We start from the raw sequence: 18,309 nt of genomic DNA, 5'->3' as shown, positions 1-18,309 counted from the left end.
GCCGTACCCGAAGCCTGCCCGACACCACTGACAACGCCGAGTCCCCGGGAGTGCCCGTGACCGTCCAACGACCCGATCCCGAGCGCGATGCGGCCGAGGTCGCGGAGGCCACGTCCGAGCTGCTCGGCACCGCCGCGACGCTCTCGTCGGCGGATCTCGCGGAGCCCTCGCTGCTGCCGGGCTGGACCCGCGGCCACGTGCTCGCGCACGTCGCCCGCAACGCCGACGCGCTGGTGAATCTGCTCACGTGGGCCCGGACGGGCGAGGAGACCCCGATGTACGCCGACGCGGCCGGCCGCGACCGCGACATCGAGGCGGGCGCCGGCAGGACCCCGGAGGAGCAGCTCGCCGACCTGCGGGAGTCGGCGGACCGCTTCACCGCGGCCTGCGCCGCCCTCCCCCCGGCCGGCTGGGCGGCGCAGGTCGCGATGCGCTCGGGCCGGGTCGTCGCGGCGGCCGAGATCCCCTGGCGGCGGCTGGTCGAGGTGCGGCTGCACCACGTCGACCTGGACGCCGGGCACGGCACGGAGGACCTGCCCGACGGCTTCACCGTCCGCGGGCTGGCCTGGGCCGTCGACGGGCTCGCGGCGCACGAGGGGGTGGCCGCGGTGCGGCTGCGCGACACCGGCTCCGGCGCCGAGTGGGACCTGGGCGCCGCCGGGGAACCCGAACGGACGGTGGCGGGCCCGGCCAGGGCGCTGCTGGCCTGGGTCAGCGGGCGCGGCACCGGCGACGGGCTCGACGTGGATCCCGCCGGAGCCGCCCTGCCGGTGCTCCCACCGCTAGGCTGACGCCATGGCCTACAGCGGACAGGTGACGGTGGGCGGGCCCGCCGACGTGCACGAGCTGACCGACCTCATCATCAGCAAGGTCGCGGTCGGCGCGATGGAGAACAACGCGTATCTGCTGCGCTGCCGGGCGACCGGCGAGCAGCTGCTGATCGACGCGGCCGCGGAACCCGCGACGCTGCTGAGCCTGGTCGGCGACGACGGTCTCGCCTCGGTGGTCACCACCCACCGGCACCAGGACCACTGGCAGGCGCTGCGCGAGGTCGTGGACGCCACCGGGGCGCGTACGTACGCCGGCCGGGCGGACGCGGACGGCATCCCCGTCCCGACCGACGTGCTCGTGGACGACGGCGACACGGTGACGGTCGGCAGCGTGACGCTGACCGCCCGCCACATCGTCGGCCACACCCCGGGCAGCATCGCGCTCGTCTACGACGACCCGCACGGCCACCCGCACGTCTTCACCGGCGACTGCCTCTTCCCCGGCGGCGTCGGCAACACCTTCGGGGACGCGGTGGCCTTCACCTCGCTCCTGGACGACGTGACGGAGAAGGTCTTCGGCGCGCTGCCGGACGAGGCCTGGGTCTACCCCGGCCACGGCAACGACACGACGCTGGGCGCCGAGCGCCCGCACCTGGCGGAGTGGCGCGAGCGCGGCTGGTGAGCCGCCCGCGCCGTCCCCGCCGCCCGGGGGCACGCGCGCGGCGGTAACGGCCGCGGGCCGCGCGCGCCCCGCCGTCCGCCACGGGCGGCGGCTCACCCTCCGGCGGCCGCCCGTCGGGTGCCGCGGGCCGGCGTCAGCGGCGGCGGCGCATCCGCTCACCGACCTCGCCCTGGTCGGTCTCCCACCAGGGCCTGGTCATCTCGGGTATGGCCGCGGGCGCGGCGGCGGGAGCAGCCGGGCCCGCCGGGGCGGGGGCAGGGGCCGGGGCGGCCGCCGCGGCGAGGGCCTCGCGGTCGAGGCGCGCGTCCAGTTCGGCGGTCCTGAGGCGTTCCGCCCGCCACCATTCCAGGAAGACCAGCAGGATGAAGGGCAGCCCGACGAGTTCGGCGAGCGTCAGCATCAGCCCGCCGCCGAGCATCTGGTCGTGCTCCGGGCTGGGCCCCCAGGTGCGCGGGTGGGCGGTGTACCAGTGCCCGGCGATCACGCTGCCGCTGGTCATCACGACGATGCCGGGCACCGAGTCGAAGAGCCCGTCGAGGAAGACGAGCGCGGCCCGCACCGGGTGCGTGCACCAGCGCGGCAGGAGTTCCTGACGGCTGAGCATGGGCAGCACGAACAGGCTGCCGGTGAGCAGCAGCTGCAGGTGCATGAGCTGCCGCACCGCCGGGTTCCCCAGGGCGGTGGCGAAGTAGGGCGTGAAGTAGATGGTCAGCTCGGAGGCGAGCACCAGCAGCGAGCTGACCAGCGGGTAGGTGAGCGCGCGCACCGGACGGGAGGAGAAGGCCCGGTGCAGCCGCCCGCGCGGGTCGGCGAGGCCGAGGGGGTCGCCGAGCGCGAGGCCCAGCGGCGCGAAGAGGTCCAGCAGGATGTTCTGCACCGCGGCGGGCCAGAAGAGCACCCGGTCGTAGACGGCGAGCGAGGACATGGTCGCGACCACCAGGGTGCCCAGCCCCAGGACACAGAAGGCGGCGGTCCGCCACAGCGGCCACCGCTCCCCCGCGCGCAGCCGGCGGCGCACCCCGTAGGCGTAGCCGGCGCCGAGCAGCAGGACGAAGGCCAGCGCGATGCCGTCGAGCTGCCAGGCTTCCAGGTACCGCGCCCCGGTCAGCGCCGGGAGCGCCTGGGAGTCCGCCACATCCGCACCTTTCCGCCGTTCGCTACGGGGTCACGGTAGACCCCGGCGGACGGCGGGCGGTGCGCAGGCCGGCCGTCAGGCGTCGACGCGCTGGTCGGGGGCGGGTGCGGGCGTGTCGCCGCGCCCCTCCTCCGGCCCGGCCCCCGGTGCCGCGGCGGCGTCGCGGGCGGCGCGGCGTGAGGCCAGCAGGCTGGTGGCGGTGGTGGCGGCCAGGACGGCGACGATGACGCCCAGCGAGACCGGCACCGAGATCTCCGGGACGTGCACGCCCTGCTCGTGGAGCGCGTGCAGCAGCAGCTTCACGCCGATGAAGCCGAGGATCACCGACAGCCCGTAGGACAGGTGCACGAGCTTCTTGAGCAGCCCGCCGATCAGGAAGTACAGCTGGCGCAGGCCCATCAGCGCGAAGGCGTTGGCGGTGAAGACGATGTACGGGTCCTGGGTCAGACCGAAGATCGCCGGGATCGAGTCCAGGGCGAAGAGCACGTCGGTGGTGCCGATCGCGAGCATCACGACGAGCATCGGGGTGATCAGCCGCCTGCCGCCCTCGGTGACCACCAGGCGGGTGCCGTGGTAGCGGTCGGTCGCGGGGACGCGCTTCTCGACGGCCTTCAGCAGCCGGTTCTCCTCGAACTCCTCCTCCCCGGAGCCGGAGCCGGAGCCGCCGCGGGCCTCGGCGATCAGCTTCCACGCCGTCCAGATCAGGAAGGCGCCGAAGAGGAAGAAGATCCACGAGAAGCTCGCCAGGAGCGTGGCGCCGGCGGCGATGAATCCCGCGCGCAGCACCAGTGCGACGAGCACGCCGATCAGCAGCACCCGCTGCTGGTAGCGCGAGGGCACCGCGAATTTGCCCATGATCAGGACGAAGACGAAGAGGTTGTCGACACTGAGCGACTTCTCGGTGATGTAGCCGGCGAAGAACTCCCCGGCCGGTTTCCCGCCGCCGAAGAGCAGCAGGCCGAGGCCGAAGAGCCCGGCGAGGACGACCCACACGGCGGTCCACAGGCCCGCCTCGCGGATGGTCACGTCATGGGGTTTGCGGCCGATCAGGAAGTCCGCGCCGATGAGCGCGCACAGGCCGGCGATGGTCAGCACCCAGAGGGCGAGGGAGACGTCCACAGGTCCTCCGACGGGATGGATTGCCGCGCGGTACGCGCGGCGTCCGGGGACACCGCGGGTACCACGAACAGCGGCACGTCAAAGAACCGTACACGAATACCCAAGAAATGGTAAACAGATCACCAAGTGCCCAGGTCAGGGGCCATACGCCGGGCGGGCAGCGGCAACCCTCCCCAGCACGTCCGTGAGCACCCGGCTGCCCGGCGGCACCATCGCCGGCTCGTACGTCCAGGCGTGCCCCACCCAGGGGTCGCACAGGTGGTCGCTGGGCAGCGGGGTCAGCCGCAGCAGCGAGCGCCACAGCGGGTCGAGCACCGGGCCGTACGCCGCCGCGTCCTCCCGGTCGGCCACCACCAGCAGGTGCACGCCCGCCGAGGGGCCCTCGTCGGCGAGGTAGCGCAGCTGGTTGACCGACCGGTCGTCGAAGCCGTACGGGAACTCGTTGACGATCAGCAGCTGCTCGGCGGTGTCGAAGCCGGGCGGCAGCTCGTCGGCGACCCCGCCCCGCCGGGCCATCTGGATCAGGTCGACCCGCTCCGTCAGCCGGGTCAGCAGCCCGCTCACCCCCGCCACGCCCCCGGCGGGCGGCGGCAGCACCAGCGCCCCGCCCGCGTACAGCGGGGCGAAGGCGGCGGCTCCGGAGCCGGCCGGGTCCAGGGCGTGCACGGCGAAACTGCCGACCGGGTGCGACGCGAGCAGCCGGGCCGCGATCGACACCGCGGTGTCCATCGCCGCCCTGCGGTGCTCGGCGCTGTCGATCCACAGCCCCCGCTCCAGCGGCAGCCGGGACAGCAGCGGGATGCGCAGGTCCGGCACCTCGGGCAGGCTCAGGCTGCCCAGCCGCACGGCGAGCGGCAGCTGGGCGGGCACCCGGTAGGCGTGCCAGGCCGGATTCTCCCAGCCGGCGAACTCCGGCGGCAGCGCCGGATCGACCACCTCGGCCTCCGCCGCGAGCTGCGCCAGGTCGCGGTCCAGCACCTGCCGGGCCTGGTCGACCAGCGCGGCCTGCCGGGCCTGCGCCTCCTCGCGGGCCGCCTCGGCCGCGGGGCCGCCGCGGGTGCGCGGGTCGGCGAGCAGCCGGTCGAGCTCCTGCTCGAAGCGGGACTGCGCGAAGTCGGTGGCGCTGCGGTAGGCGGCCACGGAGCGTGCCAGGTCCTCGAACATGCCCCAGACCTGGTTGTAGAGCCGCTCCTCCATCGAGCGCCCCGGCGCGTCCCCGGCCACCGGCACGTGGGGCGCCCCGGCGGGCGGTGCGGGCGGGGGCGGCGGCACCTGGCCGCCGTTCCGCGGCGGGGCGGCGGGCGGCTGCTGCGGGGCGCGGCGCCGCGGGTGGCTGTAGTCGACCTTGCCACCGGACGGGCCCGGCGAGGTGCCGGAGGCGCCGGACGCCGGACCGCCCGCGGGCGCCCCTCCGCGCTGGCCGGCGGCGGGCGGCGGCGGGGCGACGGAGCGGGCCTGCTCGCGGTCCACCGCGGCGTGGACGGCGCCCGCGACACCGGCCGCGTCCGGCACCCCCTGGTCCAGCAGCAGCGCGGGCAGGCCGCCCTGGTAGCCCTGGCCCACCGCCCGGACCTTCCACGCCGCCTGCCGCCGGTAGAGCTCGACGGCCAGCAGCGCGGTCTCCGGGCCGAGCCCGGTGATGCTGAAGCCGGCGACGGCCGTGCCGTCCGGCAGGGTGACCGCGAGCCGCGGGGTGGGCGCGGCGCCGAAGTCGGCGGGCGCTCCCGGGCGGGCGGCGGCGCCGGGCAGCGCGAGGAGCACGTGCACCACGTGCACGGACGGCGGCATCGCGCCGAGGTCGACGGCGAGGCGGTGCTCCGCGGCGGCCTGCCGCGGCACCTCGACTCCCTCCAGATGCGGCTCGCCGGGGTGGGCGAGCCACGGCCGGTCGGCGATGACGCGCCCGGCCTCGTCCCCGAGGGTGACGGCGGCCACCACGGGGGTGCCTGCCGTGACCCGGATCTCCAGCCGGTTGTCGGGCAGCGGATGGTTCTGCCCGCGGACCAGTTCGGCCGTCATGACCGCCGCCCCCGTCTTCCTGTGTAGTGAACTGCCCGGGCCCGCAGGCCGCGGGCGGTGACCTCGTCCGCCGCCGGCCCCCCGGCCGGCCGGTGCGGCATGTCCGGGCACCCCCGTACGGGGACCCGGACGTGCCGTCAGAGCGCGGGAAGGATGGCCGGGATGAGGTCCTGGAACGTACGCCCGTTGGCCGGGGTGCCGATCGCGGTCATCGACCAGCCGCCCTGCCCGCGCTGCACCTTCGCCATGATCTGCGCGGTGTAGGCGCCGCCGCCGGTCAGCGTGTAACGGGCCAGCTCCTGGCCGTTGGTCTCGTCCACCAGGCGGCAGAAGGCGTTCTGCACCTCGGCGAAGGTCTGGCCGGTGAAGGAGTTCACGGTGAAGACGATCTGGTCGACGTGCACGGGCACCCGCGCGAGGTCGACGATGATCGACTCGTCGTCGCCGCCCTGGCCGGCGCCGCCGACCAGGTTGTCACCGGTGTGCCGGACCGAGCCGTCGTCGCTGGTCAGGTGACGGAAGAACACCACGTCGACCGGCTGCTTGTCGGCGAAGAGCACCGCGGAGGCGTCGAGATCGATCTCCCGGGTGCGGCTGCCGAACAGTCCGCGACGCGGCGCCGCCTGCCAGCCCAGCCCCATCCTGACCGCCGTCAGCAAGCCCCCGTCGGACTTGCTCAGGCTGATCTTCTGGCCCTTGGTCATGTTGACCGTCACGGTCCTGCCCCTCTCACCCGTCACCTGACTGTGCGGTTGTTGCCCCGCACCCTAACAAGACGCCGCCCGACCGTATCCCGGTTCGTCCGAGCCCTCCCAGCGCGGCGATTCCCACCCCACTCAGGCCATTCCGGCATCCCGCATCTGGCGCAGTTCCTTCTTCAGATCGCCCAGTTCGTCCCGGATCCGGGCGGCGACCTCGAACTGCAGCTCCGCGGCCGCGGCATGCATCTGGTCGGTCAGCTGCGCGATGAGGTCGGCCAGCTCCTCGGCGGGCATCGCGCCCTTGGCGTGCTTCCCGCCGCCCTTGCCGGACAGGCCCGGCACGGGCGCCTTGCCGCGCGAGCGCTGCCGTCCGGAGCCGAGCAGCTCCTCGGTGTCGGCGTCCTCCCGGGCGAAGGAGTCGAGGATGCCGGCGATCTTCTTGCGCAGCGGCTGCGGGTCCACCCCGCGCTCGGTGTTGTACGCGATCTGCTTGGCGCGGCGGCGGTTGGTCTCGTCGATCGCCCGCTCCATGCCCGGCGTGATGCGGTCGGCGTACATGTGCACCTGGCCGGACACGTTACGGGCGGCGCGGCCGATGGTCTGGATCAGCGAGGTGCCCGACCGCAGGAAACCCTCCTTGTCGGCGTCCAGGATCGCCACGAGGGACACCTCGGGCAGGTCCAGGCCCTCGCGCAGCAGGTTGATGCCGACCAGCACGTCGTACTCGCCGGCCCGCAGCTCCTGGAGCAGCTCGACGCGGCGCAGCGTGTCGATGTCGCTGTGCAGGTAGCGCACCTGGATGCCCAGCTCCAGCAGGTAGTCCGTGAGGTCCTCGGCCATCTTCTTGGTGAGCGTGGTGACCAGGACCCGCTCGTCGCGCTCGGTGCGCAGCCGGATCTCGTGGACGAGGTCGTCGATCTGGCCCTCGGTGGGCTTGACGATGACCTCGGGGTCGACCAGGCCCGTCGGCCGGATGATCTGCTCGACCACGCCGTCCGTGGCGCGGGACATCTCGTACGTCCCCGGGGTCGCCGACAGGTAGACCGTCTGGCCGACCCGGGTCAGGAACTCCTCCCACTTCAGCGGGCGGTTGTCCAGCGCGGACGGCAGCCGGAAGCCGTGGTCGACGAGGGTGCGCTTGCGCGACGCGTCGCCCTCGTACATCGCGCCGATCTGCGGCACGGTGACGTGCGACTCGTCGATGACCAGGAGGAAGTCCTCCGGGAAGTAGTCGATGAGGGTGTCGGGGGCGCTGCCCGCCTCGCGGCCGTCGATGTGCCGCGAGTAGTTCTCGATGCCGGAGCAGGTGCCGATCTGCCGCATCATCTCGATGTCGTACGTGGTGCGCATCCTCAGCCGCTGGGCCTCCAGCAGCTTGCCCTGCTTCTCCATCTGCGCGAGCTGCCCCTCCAGCTCCTTCTCGATGCCGGCGATGGCGCGCTCCATGCGCTCGGGACCGGCCACGTAGTGCGTGGCGGGGAAGACGTAGATCTCCTGGTCCTCGGTGATGACCTCGCCGGTGAGCGGGTGCAGCGTGTAGAGGGCCTCGATCTCGTCGCCGAACATCTCGATCCGCACGGCGAGCTGCTCGTAGACGGGGAAGATCTCGACCGTGTCGCCGCGCACCCGGAAGGTGCCGCGGGTGAACGCCAGGTCGTTGCGCGTGTACTGCACGTCGACGAAGCGGCGCAGCAGCTGGTCGCGGTCCACCACGTCCCCGACGCGCAGCCGCACCATCCGGTCGACGTACTCCTGCGGGGTGCCGAGGCCGTAGATGCAGGAGACGGAGGCGACCACGACGACGTCCCGTCGTGTCAGCAGGGAGCTGGTGGCGGAGTGCCGGAGCCTTTCGACCTCCTCGTTGATCGAGGAGTCCTTCTCGATGTAGGTGTCCGTCTGCGGGACGTAGGCCTCGGGCTGGTAGTAGTCGTAGTACGACACGAAGTACTCGACCGCGTTGTTCGGCAGCAGCTCGCGGAACTCGTTCGCGAGCTGGGCCGCGAGGGTCTTGTTCGGCGCCATCACCAGGGTGGGGCGCTGGAGCCGCTCGATCATCCAGGCAGTCGTGGCGGACTTTCCCGTGCCCGTCGCGCCGAGGAGCACCACGTCCTGCTCGCCGGCCCGGATCCGGCGCTCCAGGTCGTCGATGGCCGCCGGCTGGTCGCCGCTGGGCTGGTAGGGGCTGACGACCTCGAAGGGCGCCACACTGCGTTCGATGTCTGAAACGGGCCGCATGGGTCCACGGTACGACCCGCCACCGACAATCGGCCGCGGGCGCGGGGCGGCGCCCCCTGCGGCGGGGCGCGGCGGGTCCGGGCGCGCACGGTGCCGGGGCCCGCTGTCGTACCCCGCCCCTAGGGCGTGTCCGCAAAGTCCCGCCTGGCACACGGCGCCTGGCACGCACGCTCGCCACGTTGTCGGGCTCGTCCGAGTAGGCCCACTACGAGGACGACCCTCCGCCTTGCGATCGCACGCACCAGACACCGTCTGCCCCGCCCTCCGGGCGGACGACGGGACTTTGCGGACACGCCCTAGGCTTGCGGGCATGACGAGCGCTGCGTGGACGGTGTACGACGCCCCCATCGGGCCGCTGCTGCTGATGGCGACCGGGGAGGGCCTGGTCCTGGTCGTCTTCCGGGCCGACGCCGCGACGGCCGCGCGGGCCGTCGAGGCGGCCGGGCGGCGGCTGGGCTGCGAGCCCGTCGAGGACGCGGAGCGGCTCGCGCCCGTCGCCGCGCAGCTCGACGACTACTTCGCCGGGCGGCGCACGGGCTTCGACCTGCCGCTGGACTGGTCGCTGGTCACCGGCTTCCAGCGGCGGGTGCTGCGCGAGCTGGCCACCGGGGTGCCCTACGGCGCGGTGGTCGGCTACGGGGAGCTGGCCGACCGGGTCGGCGAGCCGGACGCCGCCCGCGCGGTCGGCGCCGCGATGGGGGCCAATCCGCTGCCGGTCGTCGTGCCCTGCCACCGGGTGGTCGAGAGCGGCGGCGGCATAGGCGGCTTCGGCGGCGGCCTGGAGATCAAGCGCTCGCTGCTGGCCCTGGAGGGGGTCCTGCCCGCGCCGCTGTTCTGACGCCGCGGGCGCGGGAGCGCCCCGCCCGCGTAGCCCCCGCGCACGCGCGGGCTACTGGACGCGGCCCGGGGCCCGCAGCTCCGGGGCCTGGCGGAGGATCTCCAGCTCCAGGTTCTGGAGCGCGGGGCTCGGGGAGATGCCCAGGTCCTCCACCATGCGCTGCTGGTGGGCCCGCAGCACCGACAGCGCGTCGGCCTGCCGTCCGGCGCGGTAGAGCGCGAGGCTCAGCAGCTCGCAGCCGTACTCCCGCAGCGGGTGGGCCTGGGTGAAGGCCACCAGCTCGGGCACCGCCAGCTCGTGGTTGCCGATCGCGATCAGGGTCGCGCAGCGGCCCTCGACCATCGACAGCCGCACCTCCTCCAGGCGTACGGCCTCGGGCGTGACGGGCGCGGCCGTGGCGACCTCCGCGTAGGCGTCGCCCCGCCACAGCGCGAGTCCCGTCTCGAACTCGCGCAGCGCCCGCTGCGTGTCGCCCCGGTCCAGGGCCTGCCACCCGGCGGTGGCGCACTCCCCGAAGCGGTGGGCGTCGACCTCGACGGCCCGCAGGTCGAGCAGGTAGCTGCGGCCGCGGGTGCACAGCACGGTGGCGGGGGTGCGCGGCGCCCGGTGCGGTTCCAGGGCGCGGCGCAGGTTGGCGATGTAGGCGTGCAGGGAGGTGATCGCGGACTGCGGCGGGCGGCCCGCCCACAGCGACTCCACCATGACGTCGACCGAGACGGGCTGGCCCACCTGGCTCACCAGCAGCGCGAGGGCGGCGCGCTGCTTGGGCGCTCCCAGGTCCACCCAGCGACCGCCGACGGCCGCCTCGATGGGGCCGAGCACCCGGAACTCGACCTTGCCCGCGGCGCCGGCCGCGGGGCCCGCGCCGCCGTCCCCGGCGACCGGTCCCGTCCCGGGCCGCCCGGCGGGTACCGGCAGGCCGGCCGGGCCGGGGAACCCGGCGGGCCCGCGGGCGCCGGGGACGGCGGGCGCACCGGGGCCGCCCTGGCCGGGAGACGTGTCGTCGGGCCCCGCCGTCCCGCCCCGGAAGGCCGTGGCCGTCCCCGCGGCGCCCCCCCGGCCGTCCCGCTGCCGCGGCAGGATGTCCAGCTCCAGCGCCCTGCTGACGTAGCCCTTCAGCGTCTCGTTGGCGCGGCGGAGCTCCCGGACCTCGCGTTCGAGTTCCGCGATGCGCTGCGCGCTGCCCGCCGCCGCCTCGGCGGCGGTGTCGCGGCGGATCTCTTCGTCCATCGTCTCTGCACGCATGGAATCAGCCCCCGTAAGTCCGTGTCCGGGCATGCCCCGGACGGCGCATGCGGATGCCCCCGCCCCCGGTCCCGGCGGCGCGGGGCGCGCGCCGGGACCGGGGCGGAGGGGTCGCTCACCGGCCGCTGAGCGAGGGAACCGTGCCGACGCCGCCCTCGGCGGGCTGGGCGTCGTCGCGGCGGTGGAAGAGCGCGCTGGGCCACCACATCCACCGGCCGGTGTCCAGGGTGAGCGCGGTGACCAGCACGGAGCGGACCACGATGGTGTCCAGCAGCACCCCGAAGGCCACCGTGAAGCCCAGTTCGGCGGCGAAGACCAGCGGCAGCGAGCCCATCGCCCCGAAGGTGCCGGCCAGCACCACACCGGCCGAGGTGATGACGCCGCCGGTGGTGGACAGGGCGCTCAGCGCGGCACGCCGGGTGCCCAGCGCCGCCGTGTCCTCGCGGATGCGGGTGACGAGGAAGATGTTGTAGTCGATGCCGAGCGCCACCAGGAACACGAACGCCAGCAGCGGGAAGGACGCGTCCGCCCCGGCGAAGTGGAAGAGGTGGTTGAACACCAGGCTGCTCACGCCGAGGGTCGCGCCGAACGACAGCAGCACGGTGGCCATCAGCAGCAGCGGGGCGACGAGCGCGCGCAGCAGCACGCACAGGATGAGCAGCACCACGGCCAGGACGAGCGGGATGACGACCTTGTCGTCGCGGGTCGCGGCGTCCTCGGTGTCGACCATGATCGCGGTGCTGCCGCCGACCTGCGCGTCGGCGCCGTCGATGGCGTGGACGGTGCTGCGGATCCGGTCGACGGTGGACAGCGCGGCGTCGCTGCTCGCCTCGTCCTTCAGCTGCGCGAGCACCACCGCCTCGTCGCCCTTGGCGATCGGGGCGCCGACGCGGGCGACCCCGGAGACCGCGCCGACCGCCTCCTTGACCCGGTCGGCCGCCGCGGCCGAGGCGGCGATGTAGACGGGGTCGCCGTCGCCCGCCGGGAAGTGCTGGGCGCGCAGCTGCTCGCCCACCGCCATCTGCGGCTTGCTCGTGAACTGGTCCTTGTTGGCCAGGCCCGAGGCCCGGAGTCCGAAGACTCCGGCGCACAGCGCGAGGAGCACCACGACGGTGCCGGTCCACACCAGCCGCGGGCGGCCGGAGATGCCCGCGCCGACGCGGGCCCAGACACCGTCCCTGTGCACGGCCGCGGCGCCGAGGACGGGCTTCTTCGGCCAGAAGACCCAGCGTCCGCACGCGACCAGCAGCGCGGGCATGAGGGTGGTCATGGCGAGCAGTCCCACGGCGACGCCGATGGCGCAGGCCGGGCCCATCCCCGCGGTGGAGTTGAGCCGGGCGAGCATCAGCAGCAGCAGGCTGACGGACACGGTGGCGGCGCTCGCGACGATCGCCGGACCCGAGCGGTAGAGCGCCTCGGCCATGGCCTTGTGCCGGTCCTCCTCGCGCAGCAGCTCCTCCCGGTAGCGGGATATGAGCAGCAGCGCGTAGTCGGTGCCCGCGCCGAAGATGAGCACCACGAGGATGAAGCCGGTCTGTTTGTTGATGACCAGTCCGGCATGCTGCGCGAGCAGGTAGATGAGGCCCTCGGCGGCCACGAGGGCGACGCCGACGGTGATCAGCGGCAGCAGCGGCAGCCAGGGGCTGCGGTAGGTGAGCAGCAGGATCGCGACGACGACGAGCGCGGTGATGGTGGTGAGCACGCCGCTGCCGCCGAAGGCCTTGATCGAGTCGGCGCCGTAGCCGACCGGTCCGGCGACGTGGAAGCCCAGGCCGGCGGGGTTCTTGTCACCGATGTCCTGCATCGCGTCGACGACCTTGCCGAGGCCGTCCCAGCCGGACTTGTCCTTGTGCACCTGGACGACGGTCTGGATGGCCTTGCCGTCGTCGGACCTCACGGGCTCCTGGAGCGGGCCCTCCACGTTGTGGATGTGCTGGAAGGCCCGGGCGTCCGCCTGCGCCTTGGCCATGTCGGCGTCCGTGACGCCGCCCGCGCGGTCGTAGAGGACGATCGCGGGGACGGCGTCGGCGGGCATCAGTTTCTCCACCCGGTCGACGACCGCGGTGGACTCCGCGTTGCCGGGCAGCCAGGCGGAGTTGTCGTTCTGCTCGGCGTCGGAGAGCTTGCCGGCCAGCATCATCGCGGGAACCAGCAGGACGACCCAGATGGCGATGACTACCCACTTGCCCACCCTTCCGCTGGGCAAGGCGGCCAGTTTTCGCATCATGCCGGTTCCTCCGTGTTCTGTGGGGGCGTGGGGATTCTCAGGGTGCCGGGCGGCCCTGACAGGGTGTCAGGATCCCGGACGGGGCTCGGCCCGTCACCGCACTTCCTGGAGCGCGCTTCGCGGGTCCAGTACCCGCGCGCGGAAGTGCCCATAGGCGAGCAGCACGGGAATGTCGGTGAGCAGCGGGAAGTGGTAGGCGAAGGGGCGCGGGCCGACCATGTCGGGCGGTCCGCCGTAGCCGCCGTCCGCCTCCTGCCGGGCCAGCAGCCAGCGCATGCCGCGGCCGACCGGGCGGGGGTCGTCGGCGTAGCACAGGGTGATGAGGCCGTAGGCGGTGCTGATGTCGTCGCTGGGGTCGCCGGGCTGCATGCCCCAGCCGCCGTCCGCGTTCTGCGTGGCGCGGACGGTCTGCTCGACACGGGCGGCCATGGCGGCGGCGCGGATGTCGTCGGGCCCGGCGGTGCAGGCCGCGAGGCGGACCCGGAAGAGGCTGTGCAGGCGGCTGCGGCTCCAGCCGGGTTCGAAGCCGCCGTCCGCGTCCTGGACGCCGGCGAGGTAGGCCAGCGCCCGGGTGCGCGCCGCCTCGGTCGCCGGGTGCGGGGAGAGCGCGCAGACCGCGGCGGCGGTCATGCACGGCTCGGAGGAGGCGCCGCCGACGTACGTCGGGAAGCCGCCGTCCGCGTTCTGGACGGCCAGCAGCGCGTCCACGCCGCGGCGGATCGAGCCGGCGTGCGTGACGGGGTCGACGGCCTGGAGGAACTCCAGGGCGCAGGAGGTGTCGTCGACGTCGTTCTGCGCGACGATCGGGGACATCGACCAGCCGCCGGAGAGCGTGTTGCCGCGGGCGAGCGCGGCGGGCGCGGCGCCGCCCTGGTGGACGGCGAGCATGCCGGCCATCCGGCGCAGCAGGGCGGGGTCGGCGCCGGCCGCGTGCAGGGCCAGGCCGCCGGTGGAGGTGCACCAGTTGTGCATCTCCAGTACGAACGGGAAGCCGCCGTCCGGGCGCTGGTGGAGCAGCAGCGTGTCCAGGCCGCGCCGCACGGTCTCCTCGTGGCCGGGCTCCCCGGCGAGCGCGTTGAGCACCAGCAGGTGCATCAGGGCGTAGCCCTCCCACACCGCGGCGCCGGGGTCGGTGGCCAGCAGCGTCTGCAGGGCGGCCTCGGTGCTGCGGTCGCGCACACCCATGGCGTGGGCGATGACCAGCGTGATGGACGCCTGCTGGACGGCGGCCCAGGAGTGCAGCGGGTCGGTGGGGACCGCGCCGCCGCCGGGGAGTTCGGCGTCGGCCGGCAGCGGGCAGCCGAGCACGGACAGCACGGCGTAGACCATGAGCCGGCGGCGGACGGAGATGAAACCGGGCGCGGCGGCGAGGACGCCGGCCGCGAGGGTGTCGACGAGGGTGCTGTCGCCCCCGGCGTCCCGGCCGGCGGCGCGGGCGACGGCCAGCGAGGCGAGCACCTTCTCCAGCCGGTCCGGCGACTCCTGGTGGGCGCGCAGGTAGCCGAGCAGGCGGTCGCGGGCGGGCGAGGTGTGGCCGGTGCGGGTCATGAGGGACAGCGCGAGGGCCGATTCGAGGACTCTGCTCTCGCAGTGCTCGCGTATCGCGCCGTCGGCGTCGGTCCTGCTGCTGATGTACGCGGTGAGCCGGGTGGTGGCCCGGCGCACCTCGTCCGCGTCGATCCCGTCCGGCAGTTGCAGCGGGGCCGGGCGCGCGAGGTCGGCAATCTTCATGGAGTGCTCCTGTCTGGGCCGGACCGGGCCGGTGGATGGGCTGGGGGCGTGGGAAGGGCCCGGCCCCGCCGGAGGGTCCTGGCGTGGCGGAGCCGGGAGCCGGTCAGCGCACGCTCTGCGCGAACCGGAAGACCTGGTGGGGGTCGTACTTCCGCTTGACCTGCGCCAGCCGGGAGTAGTTCTCGGCGTAGTAGGAGCTCTGCCAGTCGGGCAGCCGGGGGTCGATGAAGTTCTGGTACGTCTCCCCGGTCGAGTACGGGTCGATCGTCGCGAAGCCGCCGTCGACGAAGGTGTACGCGGCGGCCTTTGACTCCTCGGAGACCGGCGCGACGGCGTTGGAGGTGAGGTAGCTGACGGAGAAGAGCGCGTCGCGGTGGACGTACGCGGTGGCGTCGCGGGCGACGGTGTTGGCCTTGCCGCCCAGCGCGGAGATCTGGAGCTGGCGCATCTGGCCGGCGTAGCGGTGGTCGTCGAAGGCGGCCAGGGCCTCGGCCCAGCCGTCGCGCGGCATGTCGCCCGCCTCGAACAGCCGGCTGCGCCAGGCGCCGAAGGCGGGGCGCTGGATCTGCCCGCCGCCGGTGTCGGCGCGGTGGCACTGCTGCACCGTCAGCTCGGTGCAGGAGTACAGCTGCATGAGCACCTGCCGGTAGGGCGCGGTGAACTGCTGCCGGAAGACGGTGGGGGTGCCGACGAGCGAGACGAGCCGGGCGATCTCGGCGTCGAAGGCGGCGCCGGTGTCGACCGAGGCGAGGAAGACCGAGGCCGTCGGCACGGTGCCGGGGCCGGCGTCGGTGAGGGTGACGTTGACGCCGCTGCCGATCGACCAGGGCGCGTCGGGCAGCCACCGGGCCCAGCCGTCGAGCATGTCCAGCGCGTGGTCGAAGGTCCACACCAGGTTGATCGCGGCCACGTCGGTGAGCGGCGAGGGCGTGACGTCGTAGCCGGTCACGATGCCGAAGTTGCCGCCGCCACCGCCGCGCAGCGCCCAGAAGAGGTCGGGGTTGCAGTGCGGGGAGGCGGTGACGGTGCTGCCGTCGGCCAGCACGACCTGCGCGGAGTTCACCTTGTCGGCGGCGATGCCGATGCTGCGGGTGAACAGGCCCATGCCGCCGCCCTGGAAGAACCCGCCCGCGGCGACGGTGGGGCAGTAGCCGCCGGAGATGCCGAGGCCCTGCGGGGCGAGGGTGTCCATGATGTCGACGAGCTGGGCGCCGGGGCCGATGTGGACGGAGTCCTTGCCGAGCGCGACGGTGTTGAGGCCGGCGACGTCGATGACGAGCCCGGGCGTGGTGGAGTAGCCGCCCGCGCTGTGGCCGCCGCTGCGCGCGGCGACCTGGATGCCGTTCACCTGGGCGAAGGACAGGCACGCGGCGACGTCGGCGGCCGAGACGCAGTACGCGACGGCCTGCGGGCTGGTGGCGTCGAACTGCACCTGGTAGAGCTGCTTGGCGCGCTGGTAGTCGGCGTCGCCCGGGAGCACGAGGTGCCCGCGCAGCCGGTCGGCGAGCCGGCTCCACGGGGTGCCGCCGGTGCGGGCGCCGGCCGTGGACCGGGGACGGGCCTGGGCCTGGGTGGCTCCGGCGACGGCCGTGGCGGCCACCGCGGCACCGCCGGTCCCGGCGAGGAACGATCGTCTGTTGATCATGGTGCTTCTTCCGTGGTCGTCAAGCGTGGTCGTGGGACGACGGCCGGTCGTACGGCTGGGCGTGCCGCCCGCCGTGCGGCCGGGTGCGGGTCCGGCAGGACGCCCGCGGGGGGCGTCCTGCCGGACCGTGCGGCGCGGGGTCCGGGCGCCGCCGGCGTGCTCAGGCCTGGTGGCCGAGAACGGTGGTGAGTGCCTCGGTCAGGGCGCCCGCCGGGTCCTCCGCGGCGCCGGCGGCGCGCCAGGCCACGTGCTGGTCGGGACGGACGAGGACGGCGCCCGCGGGGTCCGTCTCACGCAGCCGCTGCCAGGTGCCGTCCGCGTCGGCGGCGTCGGCGCCCTCGCCGATCCCGACGACCGTCACCGGGACCGAGAGCTTGTCGGCCACCAGCGCGGCCGCCTCCGCCCACGCCGCGCCGTCCGGGCCGGTGAGCAGCAGGAAGCCGTTGCCGGTGCCGACCAGGTCCTGCGTGGACACGCGCGCGCCGTCCTGCTCGACCCAGGCGTGCGGCAGCAGGTGCCCGGGGCGGGTGGTGGGCGTGTACGTGTCGCCGAGCGGCGCCGGCAGCGGCGGCCGGGTGCCGTCCGGGACGACCGCGCCCTGCAGGTAGGCGAAGCCGTTCTCGACACCGATCGCCTGGCACTCGCCGCGGTGCGTCGCGAAGATCTCCGCGGCCCGTGCGCGCTGGGCGGCACCCATGGGGCTGGGCGCGAAGTAGCCGAAGAAGACCGGCGTACGGCGCTCCGGCGGCACGTGCGGGCCGATGCCCACGGCGGCGTCGATGACGACCTGGTGGTGCGCGGCGGCGGACATCGCCCAGCCCAGGTTGAACTGGCCGACCGGGCGGCGCTCGGCCTCGTAGGTGTCGAGCAGCGTGTCGGGGGCGCTGCCGGACAGGACGGCGGCGAGCTTCCAGGCCAGGTTGTGCACGTCCTGGATACCGGTGTTGAGGCCCAGGCCCACGGCGGGCGGCTGGCGGTGCGCGGCGTCGCCGGCCAGGAAGACCCGGCCCTTGCGGTAGGTCTCGGCGATGACGGCCTCGACCGTCCAGCTGGTGACCTCGTGCAGCGTCAGCTCCAGCTCGGGCAGGCCCAGGATCTCCCGGATGCGGGCGGTGACCGCCTGCTCGTCGTTCCGGTCCAGTCCCATGAGGGGCAGGTGCAGGCCCCACTCCTCGCAGTTCCTGCCCCAGGTCGGGCCCATCTCGATGAGCGCGCTGGACAGGTCGGCGCGGTAGGGGTTGAGGAACCAGGTGATGACGGTCCCCTCGTTCCAGTACTGCGACAGGTCCGCGGAGAAGTACGCCGTCGTCGCGTCGAAGAGCGCCGGCAGGCCCTCCATCTTCACGCCGAGGGCGGGGCCGACGGTGCGGCCGGCGTCGGCGGCGATGACGTAGCCCGCCTTGACGGTCGTGGTCTCCCCGCTGTCGGCGGAGCGGATCTCGGCGGTGACGCCGTTGCCGTCCTCGTCCTGCGCGAGCGAGACCAGCTCGTGGCCGAACAGGATGCGGTCGGGGTTGCGGGCCTCGGCGTGCCGGCGCAGGATCGGCTCCAGGCGCAGCTGCGGCAGCTTGGCCGGCAGCACCGGGCCCGCGGCCTCGTACGACTCGCGCAGCGCGCCGCCGCCGAAGGCGTCCATCTCGTGGATGACCTTGCCGTCCAGCGGGCCCTGGCCGGTCAGTGTGGTCTGCCAGCGGACCTTGCCGAACTGCTCGGGCGAGGCGCCGATCTCCAGGACGTCGTCCGCCAGGCCGTGCTGCCGGAAGATCTCCATGGTGCGCTGGTTGACGTAGTGCGCCTTCGGCAGGCGCGAGGTGTCGGCGCGGCGCTCCACCAGCAGATGGCCCACGCCGTGGTCGGACAGGAAGACGGAGGCGGACAGGCCGGAGCCGCCGCCACCCACGATCAGTACGGGAACTTCTACGGTGGCCAAGGGATTTCGTCCTTCCGGAGGCACGGCCCGGG

The 18,309-nt window shown here is 74.1% G+C and carries 13 protein-coding genes; 3 read left to right on the top strand and 10 right to left on the bottom strand.

The annotated features are described in order from the left end of the window. Positions 1-56 precede the first annotated feature (56 nt). Positions 57-791, top strand: coding sequence for a maleylpyruvate isomerase family mycothiol-dependent enzyme (locus tag ACH4SE_RS25905; protein WP_398545867.1), 735 nt, complete (start codon positions 57-59; stop codon positions 789-791). A gap of 4 nt (positions 792-795) precedes the next feature. Continuing rightward, complete coding sequence (locus ACH4SE_RS25900) at positions 796-1,452, top strand: MBL fold metallo-hydrolase (RefSeq protein ID WP_398545866.1); 657 nt, start codon at positions 796-798, stop codon at positions 1,450-1,452. A 133-nt stretch (positions 1,453-1,585) separates the two neighbouring features. On the opposite strand, the gene ACH4SE_RS25895 is transcribed toward ACH4SE_RS25900, so the two are convergent. From ACH4SE_RS25895 to uvrB, 5 genes are all read right to left on the bottom strand, one after another. Continuing rightward, complete coding sequence (locus ACH4SE_RS25895; RefSeq protein WP_398545865.1) at positions 1,586-2,587, bottom strand: cytochrome c oxidase assembly protein; 1,002 nt, start codon at positions 2,585-2,587, stop codon at positions 1,586-1,588. 75 nt (positions 2,588-2,662) lie between these two features. Continuing rightward, positions 2,663-3,706 (bottom strand): TerC family protein, encoded by a 1,044-nt coding sequence (locus ACH4SE_RS25890; protein ID WP_398545864.1) that lies wholly within the window; start codon positions 3,704-3,706, stop codon positions 2,663-2,665. Between the two features lie 135 nt (positions 3,707-3,841). Then, complete coding sequence (locus ACH4SE_RS25885) at positions 3,842-5,725, bottom strand: TerD family protein (protein WP_398545863.1); 1,884 nt, start codon at positions 5,723-5,725, stop codon at positions 3,842-3,844. Positions 5,726-5,862: 137 nt separating this feature from the next. Next, entirely contained in the window at positions 5,863-6,441 is a 579-nt protein-coding gene (locus tag ACH4SE_RS25880; RefSeq protein WP_398545862.1) for a TerD family protein, read from the bottom strand. 120 nt (positions 6,442-6,561) lie between these two features. Beyond that, positions 6,562-8,661 (bottom strand): excinuclease ABC subunit UvrB, encoded by a 2,100-nt coding sequence (gene uvrB, locus ACH4SE_RS25875; protein WP_398545861.1) that lies wholly within the window; start codon positions 8,659-8,661, stop codon positions 6,562-6,564. Between the two features lie 310 nt (positions 8,662-8,971). Between uvrB and ACH4SE_RS25870 the strand changes: the two genes are divergently transcribed. Beyond that, on the top strand, positions 8,972-9,499 hold the full coding sequence (locus ACH4SE_RS25870) for a methylated-DNA--[protein]-cysteine S-methyltransferase (protein ID WP_398545860.1): 528 nt from the start codon (positions 8,972-8,974) through the stop codon (positions 9,497-9,499). A 51-nt stretch (positions 9,500-9,550) separates the two neighbouring features. Here the strand turns inward: ACH4SE_RS25870 and ACH4SE_RS25865 are convergent, their stop codons facing one another. The 5 genes from ACH4SE_RS25865 to ACH4SE_RS25845 all read right to left on the bottom strand — a co-directional run bounded on the left by ACH4SE_RS25865 (position 9,551) and on the right by ACH4SE_RS25845 (position 18,277). Continuing rightward, positions 9,551-10,744 (bottom strand): BTAD domain-containing putative transcriptional regulator, encoded by a 1,194-nt coding sequence (locus ACH4SE_RS25865; protein ID WP_398545859.1) that lies wholly within the window; start codon positions 10,742-10,744, stop codon positions 9,551-9,553. A 115-nt stretch (positions 10,745-10,859) separates the two neighbouring features. After that, entirely contained in the window at positions 10,860-12,971 is a 2,112-nt protein-coding gene (locus ACH4SE_RS25860) for an MMPL family transporter (RefSeq protein ID WP_398545858.1), read from the bottom strand. Between the two features lie 93 nt (positions 12,972-13,064). After that, positions 13,065-14,702: a prenyltransferase/squalene oxidase repeat-containing protein gene (locus ACH4SE_RS25855; protein ID WP_398545857.1), complete on the bottom strand. Its 1,638-nt coding sequence runs from the start codon at positions 14,700-14,702 to the stop codon at positions 13,065-13,067. Positions 14,703-14,805: 103 nt separating this feature from the next. Next, positions 14,806-16,347, bottom strand: a complete 1,542-nt coding sequence (locus ACH4SE_RS25850; protein ID WP_398545856.1) for an FAD-binding oxidoreductase — start codon at positions 16,345-16,347, stop codon at positions 14,806-14,808. Between the two features lie 160 nt (positions 16,348-16,507). Next, positions 16,508-18,277 (bottom strand): FAD-dependent monooxygenase, encoded by a 1,770-nt coding sequence (locus ACH4SE_RS25845; RefSeq protein WP_398545855.1) that lies wholly within the window; start codon positions 18,275-18,277, stop codon positions 16,508-16,510. Between the last annotated feature and the right edge of the window lie 32 nt (positions 18,278-18,309).

The organism is Streptomyces sp. NPDC020983 (assembly GCF_044333485.1).
In the GTDB taxonomy this organism is placed as follows: Bacteria; Actinomycetota; Actinomycetes; order Streptomycetales; family Streptomycetaceae; genus Actinacidiphila.
Note: the sequence above shows the minus strand (reverse complement) of the source record. Positions and strands in the feature narration are given on the sequence as shown.

Excerpts from the sequence above, each read along its gene's own strand:
- ACH4SE_RS25900 (WP_398545866.1), top strand. The coding sequence starts at position 796 with ATGGCCTACAGCGGACAGGTGACGGTGGGCGGGCCCGCCGACGTGCAC.
- ACH4SE_RS25885 (WP_398545863.1), bottom strand. The coding sequence starts at position 5,725 with ATGACGGCCGAACTGGTCCGCGGGCAGAACCATCCGCTGCCCGACAAC.
- uvrB (WP_398545861.1), bottom strand. The coding sequence starts at position 8,661 with ATGCGGCCCGTTTCAGACATCGAACGCAGTGTGGCGCCCTTCGAGGTC.
- ACH4SE_RS25870 (WP_398545860.1), top strand. The coding sequence starts at position 8,972 with ATGACGAGCGCTGCGTGGACGGTGTACGACGCCCCCATCGGGCCGCTG.
- ACH4SE_RS25865 (WP_398545859.1), bottom strand. The coding sequence starts at position 10,744 with ATGCGTGCAGAGACGATGGACGAAGAGATCCGCCGCGACACCGCCGCC.
- ACH4SE_RS25860 (WP_398545858.1), bottom strand. The coding sequence starts at position 12,971 with ATGATGCGAAAACTGGCCGCCTTGCCCAGCGGAAGGGTGGGCAAGTGG.
- ACH4SE_RS25855 (WP_398545857.1), bottom strand. The coding sequence starts at position 14,702 with ATGAAGATTGCCGACCTCGCGCGCCCGGCCCCGCTGCAACTGCCGGAC.
- ACH4SE_RS25850 (WP_398545856.1), bottom strand. The coding sequence starts at position 16,347 with ATGATCAACAGACGATCGTTCCTCGCCGGGACCGGCGGTGCCGCGGTG.